At 66.4% G+C, this 14,936-nt stretch carries 11 protein-coding genes; 6 read left to right on the forward strand and 5 right to left on the reverse strand.

The window, feature by feature from the left end; genetic code table 11:
- Positions 1–22: 22 nt before the first annotated feature.
- On the reverse strand, positions 23–2,329 hold the full coding sequence (locus CC207_RS03710) for an acylase (RefSeq protein ID WP_371916435.1): 2,307 nt from the start codon (positions 2,327–2,329) through the stop codon (positions 23–25).
- Between the two features lie 198 nt (positions 2,330–2,527).
- On the opposite strand from CC207_RS03710, the gene CC207_RS03715 reads away from it, so the two are divergent.
- Positions 2,528–2,890 (forward strand): hypothetical protein, encoded by a 363-nt coding sequence (locus tag CC207_RS03715; protein ID WP_062363250.1) that lies wholly within the window; start codon positions 2,528–2,530, stop codon positions 2,888–2,890.
- Between the two features lie 36 nt (positions 2,891–2,926).
- Here CC207_RS03715 and CC207_RS03720 read toward each other — a convergent pair whose 3' ends face one another.
- Positions 2,927–3,115: a hypothetical protein gene (locus CC207_RS03720; protein WP_011533313.1), complete on the reverse strand. Its 189-nt coding sequence runs from the start codon at positions 3,113–3,115 to the stop codon at positions 2,927–2,929.
- A 443-nt stretch (positions 3,116–3,558) separates the two neighbouring features.
- Between CC207_RS03720 and CC207_RS03725 the strand changes: the two genes are divergently transcribed.
- Positions 3,559–3,939, forward strand: a complete 381-nt coding sequence (locus CC207_RS03725; protein WP_028690737.1) for a Mor transcription activator family protein — start codon at positions 3,559–3,561, stop codon at positions 3,937–3,939.
- Positions 3,940–3,957: 18 nt separating this feature from the next.
- On the opposite strand, the gene CC207_RS03730 is transcribed toward CC207_RS03725, so the two are convergent.
- From CC207_RS03730 to CC207_RS03740, 3 genes are read right to left on the reverse strand one after another with little or no spacing between them, the layout of a single operon-like run.
- A complete protein-coding gene (locus CC207_RS03730) occupies positions 3,958–7,632 on the reverse strand; it encodes a translocation/assembly module TamB domain-containing protein (RefSeq protein WP_371916436.1) in 3,675 nt (1,224 codons plus the stop codon).
- Complete coding sequence (locus CC207_RS03735) at positions 7,629–9,371, reverse strand: autotransporter assembly complex family protein (RefSeq protein WP_028690735.1); 1,743 nt, start codon at positions 9,369–9,371, stop codon at positions 7,629–7,631. Before CC207_RS03735 ends, CC207_RS03730 begins: the two co-directional genes overlap by 4 nt.
- A 53-nt stretch (positions 9,372–9,424) precedes the next feature.
- Entirely contained in the window at positions 9,425–10,075 is a 651-nt protein-coding gene (locus CC207_RS03740) for an N-acetyltransferase (RefSeq protein ID WP_028690734.1), read from the reverse strand.
- Between the two features lie 164 nt (positions 10,076–10,239).
- On the opposite strand from CC207_RS03740, the gene xthA reads away from it, so the two are divergent.
- From xthA to CC207_RS27375, 4 genes are all read left to right on the forward strand, one after another.
- On the forward strand, positions 10,240–11,052 hold the full coding sequence (xthA, locus tag CC207_RS03745; protein ID WP_062363258.1) for an exodeoxyribonuclease III: 813 nt from the start codon (positions 10,240–10,242) through the stop codon (positions 11,050–11,052).
- A 199-nt stretch (positions 11,053–11,251) separates the two neighbouring features.
- The gene (locus CC207_RS03750; RefSeq protein ID WP_062363260.1) at positions 11,252–12,130 is read left to right on the forward strand and encodes a formylglycine-generating enzyme family protein; all 879 of its coding nucleotides are present in this window, start codon (positions 11,252–11,254) and stop codon (positions 12,128–12,130) included.
- 130 nt (positions 12,131–12,260) lie between these two features.
- The gene (locus CC207_RS03755; protein ID WP_088851613.1) at positions 12,261–13,925 is read left to right on the forward strand and encodes a cyclic peptide export ABC transporter; all 1,665 of its coding nucleotides are present in this window, start codon (positions 12,261–12,263) and stop codon (positions 13,923–13,925) included.
- 226 nt (positions 13,926–14,151) lie between these two features.
- Positions 14,152–14,936 (forward strand): TonB-dependent receptor (locus CC207_RS27375; RefSeq protein WP_256581988.1); only part of this gene is annotated, 785 nt, incomplete at its 3' end.

Here is a 14,936-nt window from a genome sequence, read left to right on the forward strand (position 1 = left end):
CGCTCCTACAAAGAGCCCGCAGTTACTGGGCGCTGACCACCCGCCCCTTATCCCGCTCACTGATCACATACCGTCGATACTGCGGATCAGCCTTGATCTGTGCCTCGGTGAACGGGATCGGCGCCAGTTGCTTGGCCGCGAAGGCCCGCGTCTGATCGGCGGCATGCGCCGACGCCTGCTCGCTCGACTGGGAGAACGCCAGCAATCCCTGAGCCTTTGGCCCCTGCTCGGTGAAGCTGACCACCTGCAGATAGCTCGAACCACTGACCACCAGGCGCTTGCCCGGCCCCACCGGCACACTGACCATCGCGTTGTAGACGCCCAGGCCCTGCGGACCACCAGGCACCGGCGTGCCATCGGCAGCCTGCTGGATCTGCCCCCAACGCTGATCAGCGGTGATGCCCGCCTCGCCCACCTGCGCCAGGGACGCCAACGCCGCCTCGCGCAGCAGCTTGCCTACCGCGGCCTGCTCCACCGCCAGGCCACGCGGCGTGTGCTGCGGGTCGGCCGGGTCGAACGGCACGCGCCAGCTTTGCGGGTGCTCGGCCAACGCGTCGGCAATGTTCATGAAATGGAGCAAACCGACTCCGCTGTCCAGATCGGCCTTGCCGTTCCAGTCGCGCAGGCTGGCGCACACTGATTCCAGATCCGCCTCCACGCCCTTGCACCACTGCAGCAGGTCCGGCAGCAGCAGGCTGGCCTGGTACACCTCGTCATCGAACACCATGCGCCGCAGCTCGGCGACACCCAGCTTGCCCCGGCCCTGCAGGCGCTGCAGGGCAAAACGGCTGCGCATGCCCAGGGGCTGGTCAGCACGACTCACCAGCGGCGAGAAGCCGGTCAACGGTTGGGCTGGGTTGGCCATCCATGCCGAATCGTTGGCGTGCTGCACATAGTCACGCCGCTCCAGGCTCGGCAGCAGGCTCGCCGGGAAGATCCCCGGTTGGGCGGCCTGCGCATCGACCTTCCACTGGCAGGCGCTGCGTGAGCCATCGAGCACCACCAGCGGGCCGGAAGCAGCCGGATTGCTGCACTGCGCCAGCAGCGCCTGGTCGACATAGGGCACCACCGACTGATTCAGGTACAGGGCCTGGCCAGCGGCATCCACCGCCAGGGTGTTGACCCAGGGGATACCCTGCAACCGCCCCACCGAGGCCTTGAGCGTTTCCAGGCTATCGGCGCGGTTGATCCGGTACCACTGCTGCAGGACCCGGGTATTGTCCAGGTTGGCGTCACGCAGGCTGTAGGCCGCCTGGTTGTCCCAGTCCAGCCGCCCTGGCCACTGCACCACCGGGCCGAACTTCGACAGGTGGATCGTGCGCTCCACCTCGCTCAGCGTGCCGTCCTTGCCCTTTACCATGACCTTGAGCTTTTTACGTTCGAGCGGCAGCGACTGGCCGTCAACCAGGTAACGGGTCGCGTCCTTGGGGTCCAGTTGCAGGCGGTAGAGGGTGAAATGCTTCGAGGTGTCGACAGTGTGGGTCCAGGCCAGGTGTCGGTTGAAGCCGATATTGACCACCGGCAGCCCCGGCAGGGCCGCGCCCATCACATCCAGCTGCCCGGGGATGGTCAGTTGCATCTGGTAGAAGCGCATCCCGCCGACCCAGGGGAAATGCGGGTTGGCCAGCAGCAGTCCGCGACCATTGGCCGAACGCTCGCTGCCCACCGCCACGGCGTTGCTGCCACGCTCGGCGGCGAACTGAGCCTGGCGCGCCAGGGCCACGCTGTAGTCGGCCACCGGGCGTTGCGCCGCCAGCTTCGGCGGGGTCGCGGCCACCACCGCCTCGACAAACTGACCGACACCGCCTTCGGCCAGCAGGCGCCGGGTCAGCTTGATCAAGTCACGGCTGCTGATAGGCCGCACCCAGTCTCCTGCCCCGCACTCGGCCGGCAGGCCTTCGGCGCGCCGCTCGCCCAGGGCACGGTTGTAGCCGCTGGCATAGCCGTCGAGCAGGTCGCGTACCGCCACCGGCTGCGCCTGCAGGAAGTCGTCCACTGCCGCTGGCTCGTTGAGCCAGGTGAAGAACAGATCGCTGGACAGGTTGTCGCGCTGCTCGACGGTTTTACCGTCGCCACCGAAATAACGCGAGCGCTCGCCATTGACCGTCAGCACCTCGCTGGCCAGCAGGCACAGGTTGTCCTGGGCGTACGCGTAGCCGATGCCGTAGCCCAAGCCGCGTTCGTCCTTGGCCAGGATATGCGGCACGCCAAAGCTGGTGCGGCGGATCTGCGCAGAGGCCTCGTCGGCGACCTCCCGTGCCTGGACGGCCAGGCTGGAGGCAACCAGGGCGGCGGCAAGGCCCAGGCGAAACAGGGGAAGAGGGATCACAGGCACTCCTCGTGCTATCGGGGTCATCCCGAACAGACGAATGGCCAGATGAAAATTTTACGGTCGAAGCAAGGCTGCAACGTTCTCAACAGAACGTGTCAGATTTTTTCACCGAGGGTTGCAGTTTTGTCGATCTCATTCGTCTTTAGATGTGAGGCAACCATGATTTCGGGACAGTCCACGAAAAGGAGCATTCACATGTACAACCCGCAACAGTCGCTATCGGCGCCGCCCGCCCCTGGCCAGGCCGCCGCCCACCAGGAGGAACGCGTGGGCAACGAACAGATCCGCGAGCTGCTGCGCGCCTACGGCCTGCGCACCAGCCTGATCCGCCTGAAGGTCATCGACGCGCTGCACACCGCCGGGCGCAATGGCCGCAGCATCGGCGTGCGCGGGGTGCATGCGCAACTTGAGCAACTGGATATTCCGCTGTCGTTCCTGAGTGTGCGCGAGGTGCTCAAGCGCCTGTGCAGCGAAGGCGTCATCAGCCTGGGCAGCGACAAGTGCTACAGCCTGAACCCCCAGGCCTGGGCCGTGCTCGAGCAACCCGCTTCGCGTTGAGCGCCTGGCCGGCAAGGATATGCCGGCCCGCCCGTTTCAGGGCTTGACCTTGCGCCGCAGGATACCGTTGATCACCACCACGACCACCGCGATGGCGATAGCGATGTACTGGAATGTCTGCTCGCTGATAGTGCCCTGCTTCTGCAGGTAGCTTAGGCCGAGCATGATCCCCAGGACCACCAGGATGATCAGGATCGAGTATTTGAGGCGCTGCACGTGGGTCATCGGTAATTCCTTGCGACATCGGGGACATGAGGCTCCAGCGGAGCCGACGCCATGATACCTCGCCCGCTTTACCCCCGCTGAAGTTCCTGCCCGCCGCCATTCCCGGCACGCCCCTCCTCCAGGCCCAACCGCATCGCCCCGGGATATGCCTTTGCGCCTACGCTTGGGTCATCCACCCAAACCGCCATCATGGAACCCCTTCACTAGACGGTTTGGGGCCTGCAGCCAAAGGGCGGAGGCGTTTCCTACTTCACGCTATCAGGTTACCTGCAAACAACAGGCAGCTGCGACTACAAGCTCCGGTCCGCTTCGCACCTAGCGACCCTTTCCGCTGCTGTTCGAAAATCGGACCACGCCACTCGTACCGCCACCCGTGGCCCACCACGCCGCAGCCATTCGGGCCTCGGCGCCTGCCAAACCTACATGACGGAAGGAACCATTTCGTGGAACAGCCAGACCTGAGCAATATCGACATCACCCAACTGCCTCAATCGCTGCAGGCGCTGATCGAGTGCGTAGGCCTGGACAGCGCCTACCGCCTGACCTGCGTATTCGGCGGCCGCCCCAAGTACATTCCCAAGCATCGCGACCGCAGCAAGCTGGCCGACGTGCTGCCAGCCGAAGCACTCGATGCGCTGATCGAGCGCTACGCCGGCCTGGCTCTGGAAATCCCCAAGCCGGATCACTTCCAACGCCAGTTGCGCAACCAGCAGATCCAGAAGGAAAGCGCCAGCGGGCTGTCGCGCAGCCTGCTGGCCAACAAATATGGTCTGAGCCTGCGGCAGATCGGCAATATTCGTCGCCAGGAGTGCCATGCCCGCTGAGCAGGCACTCCACCTGGTTTAGAAGTCGCGCTTGTAGAAGATATCCAGCGAGCTGGCCAGGCCGCTGGCGGCCTCGAGGTAGACCTTCTTGCTGAGTTTGTAGCGCAAGGCGATGGTGTTGGCGGGCTCGAACACGCCGACGCCATAGCGCAGGCTGAGCCGCTCGGTGAGGTTGCCGCTGGCCACCACGCTGGTCTTGTTGCCCGTGCCCTGGGTGTCGAGTTGGAAGTCGTCGATGCCCAGATTGGAAGCCAGGCCGCCGGTGAGGCCGGCACTGCCCATCAGGCCCAGGCCCAGCGCCGCCTCGGCGAGCATGTTGTTGTCCTCGCCGGAGCTGTTCAACGGACGGCCCAGCACCAGGTAGGACAATGCCTGCTCCTGGCTCATCGCCGGCTCCGAAAACACCTTGGTGGTCGGCTGCTCGGCACTGCCGCTCAGGCGGATGCCGGCAATCACGTCATCGACCTGGCGGATGGCCTCGATGTCCAGGTACGGCTGGTCGATGGGCCCGGCGAACAGTAAGCGAGCGCGGCGGATGGTCAGGTTCTGCCCGTATTGCCGGTAGCGCCCGTCAGCCAGGCTCAGTTCACCGCGCGTGTCGAGGTTATCGCCGATATGCACATGCCCCAGCAGGTTGGCGGTGAGGCCGAAGCCCTTGAACGACAGTTTTTCGCTGCCGACCTCGACATCGATGTCCATGGCCACCGCCATCGGCGGCGTGCCCTGTTCGGTCTGGTGACCGACGATCACCGTGTCATCCGAGACCTTGACCGTCGACGGCGGCAGTTCGCGCACGGTGATTTTGCCTTTGGGCACCAGCACCTTGCCGGTCACCGCCAGGCGCTCGTCCAGCAGACGGATGGTCAGGTCGGGCGCCACTTCCAGCGCTGCGTACGGCTCGACGCTGACCGGCAGCTGCTGGCCCTGCAGGCGCAGGTCCATGCCCAGCGCCTGTCCCCAGGTGAGGTGACCGGCCAATTGCCCACGGCCGGCGGCGCCGCTGCGCCAGTTGCCGTTCAACTGCACCTGCTCGCCGGCGATCAGTGCCTGCAGCGACAGGTCCTCGAGACTGATCGGCAGTTCCGCGCCGCTGACTTCGCCGCCGCTCAAGGCCAGGTTGCCATTGACCTGGGGTGCGAGCAGGCTGCCCGACAGGCGCCCGCTGCCGTTGAGCTGGCCGGCCAGACGCTCGACCATGGGCAGGAACGGGCGGATGACCGACAGATCGAGCCCGGCCAGGCGGAAGTCGCCGGACAACGGCTTGTTGCGGCCCAGCGGGTCGATGCGGGCACTCAGGTTCACCTCGCCCAGGCGCTCGCCACGGAAATCCACGCGGGTGTCGACCCGGCGCGGCGCCAGGGTGCTGTCCAGGCGCAACACCTGGTAGGGGAAATCGATCCAGCGGTCCTTGTCGCGCACGCGCAGGGTACCGCCGCCGGCATCGATGCGGATGCTGCCCTTGGGTCCGCTGGCCGGGATATCGAGGTTGATGTCGGCGTTGAGCAGGCCCTGCCAGGCGAAGTCCTTGGGCAGCCACTGCGCCAGGCTATCCAGCGGGAACTGCTTGAGGTGGTAACGCAGGCGCGGCTCCGGCGCCAGGCGCTGGTCCTCGCCGCACAGGCTGGCCTGGCCGGAGCGCCAGCAGTGGGCGCCAAAGTCGAGCTGGCCGCTGGCCAGGCGCTGCAGACGCGCCGGCGCCTGCAGCTGCCAATCCTGGCCGCCGGCCTGGATGCGACCGCTGGCCAGGCGACCCCGCCAGTCGCCCTTGCTCAAGGCGCCGTCCAGCGCCAGGTCGAGCTTGAGTTGCGGGCCGTCGAGCGCCAGCGTCGCAGCCTGCTGGCGGATATCGCCCTTGCCTTGCACGTCGAGGCTGCCCAGGGCGGTGTCCCCCAAACGGATCCCGCCGGCCTTGATCACCAGTTGGCCGCGCTGGGCGTTGTCCAGCCGTGCGTCCAGGTCCAGGCGCTGCACACGGTTGTCGGCCTGGCCCAGTTGCTGCCCCTGCAGGGCCAGGGTGCCCTGGGGCGCAGCCAGGGTTCCGGCCAAGTCCAGGCGGCCCTTGGCCTGCCCTTGCAGCTGCGGCCAGAGCTGACCCAGGCGCGGCAGGTCGAGGTCGATGCGCCCGGACAGGCGTTGCTGCAGACTGGCGCTGCCGGTGATGCGGTTGTCTCCCAGCTGTACCGCCAGGCTACCCAGGGTCCAGCGCTCGCCGGCACCCTCGGCATCTACCTTGACCAGCGCCGACTGGCCACGCAAGCGGCCCTTGAGGTCCAGTTGCGCCTTGAGCGCCAACTGCTCGTGCTTGAGCTCGCCCTGGCTGCGCAGCGGACCGGCCAGGGTGCCCGGCAGCTCCGCCAGCCAATAGGCCGGATCCAGCGCCGACAATTGCAGGTCGACATCCCAGGCCAGGGTGTCGGCAAAGCGCAAGGCGACACTGCCCGCGGCCTTGCCCTGCCCCGCGCTGAGCAGAAGCTGCGGCAGGCGTACCTGGCCCAGGTCGCCCTCGAACGGGCTGGCCAGGGTGAAGGCCCCCGCCGGGCCGTCCAGATCGCCGTTGAACGCGCCCTTGTAGTTACCGCCGCGGTACTGCACCTGGGCGTTGAAACGCTTGAGGGTGACCTGGGGCGCCTGCTCCAGCGGATACAGGCGCAACCAGGGGAAGTCCAGCCAGTCGAGGCTGGCGTCGGCGCTCAGGTCCTGCTGCCAGTCGGCGCTGGCCTGCAGCTTGAGGCGCTGCGTGTCGCTGGCATTGAGGTCAAGGGCATCGATTCGGGCGCCCTTGGCGTCCACCTTGCCGGCCAGCACCAGGCCCACCGGCCCTTGCTCGGCGGGCAAGGTGGCGGAACCTGAGAGTTGATAACCCTTGAGCAGGTCGCCCTGGGCGTCAAGCTTGAGCTGGTTCAGTTGCAGGGTGTCGGGCAACTCGCCGGCCGGCTTGAAAGCCTGCGAACGGATGCTCAGGCGGGCCGGCAAATGCTCGGCCAGGGCCTGCAATTCGCCGTTCAGCCGGGCGTCCAGGTAGCCGCTGCTGGTGGCCTCGATGACGAGGGTCTTCTGCAGCTCGCCCTTGGCGTTCAAGGCCAGTTGCCACGGCTTGCCATCCACCGTCGGCAGTTGCAGCGTGCCCTGCAGCTGCAGTGGCCAGTCACTCCGTGGCGTCAGGTCACCTTGAACGTCCAGGTGCAGATCGTCTCGGCGCAGTTGCAGGCTGTCCACCCGCAGCCCGCTGGCGGTCCAGTGGGCCGCCAGGCTCAGGTCGCCCAGCAGGTCGCTGCCATCCAGGCGCAACTGGCCCACCTTGACCTCGCCCAGCTCGATGGCCAGCGGCAGGTTCAATGCTGGCAATTGCAGCGGACCGCTGTCGGGCTGGTCTTCGCCCGGCGCAAAGGCCATGTCGATGCGCTCTGCCTGCAAGCGTTCGACGCACAGGGTCGCACGCAGCAGGCAGGCCGGCGACCAGGCCAACTGCGGCGCCAGCAGCTCGACCCGATCGTCGCCAGCAGACCAGCGCAACAGGCTGGCCTGCCATCTGCCGCCAAGGCGGCCGGTAAAATCGCTGACCTCGAGCCCCGGCACCCGCGCCAGCGCCCAGCGGCTGCCCGCCTGGGTGCCGAGCACCAGCCCCAGCGCCAGGACGATCAGCACCAGCAGGCCCGCCAGTACCAGCAGGATCGGTTTGAACACACGCATCAAAGCTCGGGCCCCATGGAGAAGTGCAAGCGAAAACCACCGTCGTCATCCAGTGCGCGGGCCAGGTCCAGGCGCAGTGGCCCCACCGGCGACACCCAGCGCACGCCGATGCCGACGCCGGTCTTGAGGCTGGGAAACTCCAGCGAGTTGAACGAGTTGCCTTGGTCGACGAAGGTCGCCAGGCGCCACTTTTCCGCGATCGAGTACTGATACTCGGCACTGCCGGCCACCAGGTAGCGGCCGCCGATGCGGTCGCCCTGGTTGTTCTTCGGCGACAGCGACTGGTAGTCGTAGCCGCGCACGCTCTGGTCGCCACCGGCGAAGAAGCGCAGCGACGGCGGGATGTTCTGCTGGTAGCCGTTGGTGGCGCTGCCGCCGAACTGCACGCGACCCAGTAAACGATGGCGCTTGCCCAGCGTGGTCAGGCCCTTGAGCAGCACGTTGCCATGGACCAGGTTGGTATCCGAACCCAGGCCTTCCTTGGCCGCCTGCAGGTCGAACTGCAGGCGGTAGCCGTTGTGCGGATCGATGCGGTTGTCGCTGCGCAGGTACGAAAAGCTGACACCTGGCATCAACAGGTTGCTCAGCCCCGAGTCGTCGCCCAGGCGGTACTCCTCACGCTGGTACTTGAGCGAGATCACGCGCTGCCAGCCACTGGGCAGCTTGCTGTGCCACTCGGGGCCGACGGTGAGCAGCTTGCTCAAGGTGTCGGTACCGGAAATCTCCTCGTTCTGGTAGCCGCCAGCGAAGCGCAGCTTGTCGGTGAGCGGCGGATCCAGCGGGATGTCATACCACAGCCCGACGTTCTGCCGGGGCGCCGACAGTTCGGTTTCCCAGCCGTAGCTGTGGCCCTGCGGGTTCACCCAGTGACGGGTCCAGTTGGCCTTGCCACGCGGCCCGACGTCGGTGGAAAAGCCCAGGCCCAGGCCCAGGGTACGCGGCTTGCGGGTATCGAGGCGCACGTCCACCGGAATGTCCTCGCCCACCGCGGCGGTGGGCGCGGCATCCACCCGCACGCTGTCGAAGTAGCCGCTCGATTGCAGGTCGTTGTTGAGTTCGGCGATCAGCTCTGAGTCATAGGGGGTACCGGGCTTGAACGACACCATGCGCTGCAGCAGGTCGTTGTCCAGCGGCGCGTCGCCGCCGAAGGTCACCGCGCCGAGACGGTAGCGCGGGCCGCTCTGGTAGACCAGCTCGATGTCGGCCACGCCAGCCTGCGGGTCCACCGCCAGGCGCTGGCGCTCGAAGCGCCCGGCGAAGAAGCCGTAGCGCGACGCCTGGTTCTGGATCAGCCGCTTGGCATCCTCGTAGGTGCCGTGGTTGAGCTGCTCGCCCGGGCGCAGCGCCTTGCTGTCGGGGATGCGAAAGACCTTGAGCTCGCTGGCCGGCCCGTCGATGCGCACGGTCACGTTGCGCAGACGCACAGGCTCGCCGGGCTCGACCCGGATGATCAATTGCGCGGGTTTGTCCTTGTCGCCTGCGGGCTTGACCTCGGTCTCGACCCGCGCCTGGTAGTAGCCAAGGGCCTGGGCCGCCTTGCGCGTCTGCTCCTCGGCGCCCCGGCTGAAACGCAGCAGCGCTTCTTCGTCGCGGTCGCCCAGGCTGCCGATATACCCTTCGATATTGGACTTGAGCGCCTTGTTGGCGGGTTTGACCCGCACCAGCAATTCGCTCTGCGCCCATGCCATGGAGCTGGCGGCCAGCAACAGCAGGCCCCAGCCAAGTCTTCCTGAATACGTCATGCGCGGCATGCTACCAGAGCAAAGGGGTCAAGAGGGCTGTCGGCAAACGCCTGTCACAGGTTCGTCACCCTCGACGAGCGCGGATTGGGATGGAAGAACACCCGTTCGCGGATCGGCCCTACGGCGATCTCGCCGATCTCCTCATAGCCCTGGCGCTGGTAGAACGCCAGGTAGTGCGCATTGCCGGTGTCCAGCACCACACCCTCGGTGCTGGCGTCCTCCGCGCACCAGTCGTGCACGGCCTGCAGCAGTTGCTCCCCATAATGCTGGCCCTGGAACTGCGGGTGCACGCCCAGCAACGGCAGGACGTGGACATTGTCGCCCGGCAGGCAGCCGGCCAGCGCGGCCTGGTAGTCCAGGTAGCGCCGGGTACAGCGCAGGCCGGTACCGAGGATCATGCGCAGGCGCCAAGCCCAGCTGTCGGCCACGCCCAAGCGCCGCTGCGGCGGCACGATCAGCGCCAGGCCGATCAGGCGGTCCTCCAGCAGCAGGCCGATCGCCGGCAGTTGCAGATAGAAGTGCTGGCGCACCCACTCGCGCACCATCACCCGCAGGCGGCGCTCGTAGCCGGGACGCTGGCCCTCGAACAGCCAGGCAAAGGTCGGCTCGTGACGATAGGCATGGTAGAGCAGCGAACGCGCCTCACGGGCGTAGCCGGCGTCGAGCAGGCAGGTCCGGGCCGGGGCGGCGATGACGTCGGGCATTGCGGGCAGTCCTCCTGGAATGGGCGTACAGTGCCTTGGAGCCAGATTCCGGCGCTGGGTTCACCTCCTCCAGCACGTTAGCAGCGCCCGCCGCGCGGCGCCATGCTGGCCGTGGCCGGCGATGTCGGCTAGCATCCGTGGCTTTTTACCAGGATCATCTTTCCATGAAGATCGTCTCGTTCAACATCAATGGCCTGCGCGCCCGTCCGCACCAGCTGGCGGCGCTGATCGACAAACACCAGCCGGACGTGATCGGCCTGCAGGAAACCAAGGTCAGCGACGATCAGTTCCCGTTGGCCGACGTCGAGGCGCTCGGCTACCACGTGCATTACCACGGCCAGAAAGGCCACTATGGCGTCGCCCTGCTCTCGCGACAGGCGCCGCTGTCGTTGTCCAAGGGCTTCGCCGGCGATGAAGAAGACGCCCAGCGCCGCTTCATCTGGGGCACCTTCGCCGATGCCGACGGCACGCCGATCACCATCATGAACGGCTACTTCCCACAAGGCGAAAGCCGCGACCACCCCACCAAGTTCCCGGCCAAGCAGCGCTTCTACAGCGACCTGCAGGCCCTGCTCGAAGGGCAGTTCAAGAATGACCAGCCCGTCGTGGTGATGGGCGACCTGAATATCTCGCCCCAGGACTGCGACATCGGCATCGGCGCAGACAATGCCAAGCGCTGGCTGAAGACCGGCAAGTGCAGCTTCCTGCCCGAGGAGCGCGAGTGGATGGAGCGGCTCAAGGGCTGGGGCCTGGTCGACAGCTTCCGCCACCTGCACCCGGAAGTGGCCGACCGCTTCAGTTGGTTCGACTACCGCAGCCGCGGCTTCGAGGACGAGCCCAAGCGCGGCCTGCGCATCGACCTGATCATGGCCTCCCAGGGCTTGCTGCCACGGGTCAAGGCCGCCGGGGTCGACTATGAACTGCGGGGGATGGAGAAGCCTTCGGACCATGCGCCGATCTGGCTTGAGTTGGCTTGAGTTCAGCCGTTAGCGCTTTACTGTAGCCTTGCAGCGCTCTCGAGATCGAGCGCCGCCCGCGCGGCGCTCGATCTCATAGGCGCCACACCTCTCCCGCCAGACACTTGTTACAAAACCACCCTTAAACATCGCCTCGTTCATTTCGTCCATCAGCACGAACTCCCGCTGTCTGCCCAGCAACCCTGAACAAGGCTTCCCCATGACCGCACCCCTGAACCGCCTCACCCTGGCCGCCCTGCTGGTCGCCTGCAGCCTGCCGGCCCTGGCCGCGGCGCCCGCGCACAAACCCGGCACGGTGTTCCGTGACTGCGCCAAGACTTGCCCGGAAATGGTGGTGCTGCCCGCCGGCAGTTTCATGATGGGCACCCCGGATGACGAAAAAGGTCGCCAGGACGACGAGGGCCCACTGCACGAAGTGACGTTCAAGAACGCCTTTGCCGTCAGCCGCTACCAGATCACCAACGGGGAATGGAAGGCCTACCTCAAGGCCAGCGGCTACAAGGTCCCCAACGGCGACACCCGCCCGGGCCGCGAGTGCATCGCCGGCGTGCCGCGCTACCAGCAGGGCGACCGCCAGCCCGCCGTGTGCCTGAACTTCCACGAGGCCGAGGCCTACGCCTCGTGGCTGTCGAAGAAGACCGGCAAGGTCTACAAGGTGCTCAGCGAATCCCAGCGCGAATACGCCGTGCGCGGCGGCAGCACCGGGCCGTTCCCCTTCCCGCTCGATGACAACGACGAGCAGAAGTACCAGATCTCCAAGCACGCCAACACCTACGGCCCCACGGACGGTTTCTCCTTCACCTCGCCCGTCGGCAGCTTCCCGCCCAACGCCTACGGCGTCTACGACGGCCACGGCAATGTCTACGAGTGGACCCGCGACTGCTACGTCGACAGCTACGCCACCGCCCCCACCGACGGCAGCCCGCAGACCAACAGCAGCGAATGCGAGGACCGCCGGGTGATCCGCGGCAACGACTACACCGAGGCACCGATTTTCTCCCGTTCGGGCAACCGCAACGAGCGCAGCTCCACCTTGCGCGGCGACTGGATCGGTTTCCGTGTCGCCCGCGAGCTGTAACGCCCGCCCTGCCTCCGGCGCCCCGGCGCCGGATCCGCCTCGCAACTAAATCCGCGTAAAACCCTCTCGTCTACCAAGATCAGGGCCTGGTCCGCCGCCCTGCGCCAACGAATACTCACGAGATGACTCCATGACGTCCACGACCCCCAGCCTCGCCCAGGAAACCCTGCGGATACTCAAGCCGTTCTGGATGCTGGTCGCGCTTTCGGCGGCCCTCGGCGTGGTCAGCGGCCTGAGCGTCACCGCCCTGCTGGCCACCATCAACAGCGCGATGAACGCCGCAGGCGGGCCGGACACCCGCACCGCCCTGCTGTTCGGCGGCCTGTGCCTGCTGACCCTGGCCTGCTCCACCGGCTCGAACCTGCTGACCAACTACGTCGGTCAGAAGGTGGTGGCGCGCCTGCGCCGCGAGCTGGCCGCCAAGGTGCTGGTGGCGCCGATCGCGCAACTGGAGCGCTACCGCGCCCACCGCCTGATCCCGGTGCTGCTCAACGACGTCAGCACCATCAGTGCCTTCGCCCTGTCGGTGGCGCCGATGGTCATCGCCTTCACCGTCACCCTCGGTTGCCTGTCCTACCTGGCGCTGTTGTCCTGGCAAATCCTGCTGGTCACCGTGCTGACCGTGGTGATCGGCACCGGCGCGCAGTTCCTCGCCCACCGTTACGGCATGAAGAACATCCTTACCGCGCGCAACAACGAGGACGAGCTGCAGAAGCACTACCAGGCCCTCTCTGGCGGCGCCAAGGAACTGCGTATCCAGCGCAAACGCCGCCAGCACATGCACGACCAGCTGATCCACGGTGCCACCGAGCGCATCAGCAAGGCCAACATCCGCGCGGCGAACATCTTTGTCAGCGCCGAGACCTTCGGCTCGATGCTGTTCTTCGCCGTGATCGGCATCGCCATCGCCTTCCAGGCCCTGTGGCCGAGCGCCGACCGCACCGTGCTGGGCGGCTTTGTGCTGGTGATGCTGTATATGAAGGGACCACTGGAACAACTGATCAACAACCTGCCGAGCATCAGCCGGGCGCAGATCGCCCTGCGCCGCATCGCCGAGTTGTCCCAGCGTTTCTCATCGCCCGAGCCGCACCTGCTGGTCAGCGACCGCGTACCGCAAGTGACCGAGGTCGCCTCCATCGAACTGCGCCAGCTGCGCTACGACTATCCCCAAGTCGAGGGCAGCCAGCCGTTCCATCTCGGCCCGGTGGACCTGACCATCCGCCAGGGCGACATCGTCTTCATCGTCGGCGAGAACGGTTGCGGCAAGACCACCCTGATCAAGCTACTGCTGGGCCTGTACACCCCACAGCAGGGCGAGGTCCGCCTCAACGGCGAGACGGTCACGCCGCAGCACCTGGACGACTACCGCCAGCTGTTCACCACCATCTTCGCCGACTACTACCTGTTCGACGAACCCTTGCCGGGCCTCGCCGAGCTGCCACCGGAGGCCGCCAAGTACCTCGAACGCCTGGACATCGCGCACAAGGTCGGGATCCGCGACGGCAGCTTCACCACCACCGACCTGTCCACCGGCCAGCGCAAGCGCCTGGCGCTGATCAACGCCTGGCTCGACCAGCGTCCGGTGCTGGTGTTCGATGAATGGGCCGCCGACCAGGACCCGGCCTTCCGCCGGGTGTTCTACACCGAGCTGCTGCCGGAGCTGAAGCAGCAGGGCAAGACCATCATCGTCATCTCCCACGACGACCGCTACTTCCCGGTGGCCGACCAGCTGGTGCGCATGCACAGCGGCAAGATCCTGGTGGAGCGCAACCAGGAACCCGCCCTGCCCGCCTGACGCCCTCTCACGGGCGGCGCCCTGGCGCCGCCCGCCGCTTAAATTCTCAGTCGCACCGCTCGTTCCCCTATTGCCGCACGCCGAATCAACCCTGCCCACAGGGAAGTCGCAGGTCACGCCTCTACCAACCGTAATAATTATTTTTCCGGTTTTGGCATTCGCATGCGTCCTACTCGCAACGGAATAATTTTCATTTACTTTGCGTACCTTGAGCCAGAGCATAAAAATGCCAATACCAGCCAACACCCTGACCCCTTTGAGCAAAGCGTTGATGCTGCGCCGGATGCTGCGCTCTTCCCCGGCCATGGCCACCCTCGGCCTCGCCCTGTCCCTGCCGCTGGCCGCCCAGGTGCAGGCCCAGGAGCAGGACTTCGACATCCCGGCGCAGTCGCTGGCCAGTGCCCTGCAAGAGCTGGGTCGCCAGGGCAACCTGCAGGTGCTGTTCAGCCCCGAGACCGTCCAGGGTCTGCGCAGCAGCCCGGTCAAGGGCCGCTTCTCGCCAACCCAGGCAGCTGGGGAGCTGCTCCGGAACAGCGGGATTCGCTACAGCGTGCAGGACAACACGCTGATCATCAGCGGTGCGGCGGAGTCCGGCTCGGCCATGACCCTGGACGCCACCACCATCAACGGCCAGGTGCTGGGTGCCACTACCGAAGGTACTAACTCCTACACCACCGGCGCGGTGACTATCGGCAAGACCGCGCAGTCCCTGCGTGAAACCCCGCAGTCGGTAACCGTGGTCACCCGCAAGTTGATGGATGACAAGAACCTGGTATCGCTGGACCAGGTGATGGCCCAGACCACGGGTATCACCCGCGCCAACCGCGGCTACGGCAACCACCACTTCAGCTCCCGTGGCTTCGACCTCACCGACGACAGCTACATGGTCGATGGCGTGCCTGGCCAGGCGTACGCCTACACCGGCTGGATGACCCCGGACATGGCGGTGTTCGACCGCGTCGAAGTGCTGCGCGGCGCCTCCGGGCTGCTGGTGGGTGCGGGCAACCCGGG

It is taken from the genome of Pseudomonas sp. DrBHI1 (assembly GCF_002205115.1).
GTDB classification, from domain to species: domain Bacteria; phylum Pseudomonadota; class Gammaproteobacteria; order Pseudomonadales; family Pseudomonadaceae; genus Aquipseudomonas; species Aquipseudomonas mosselii.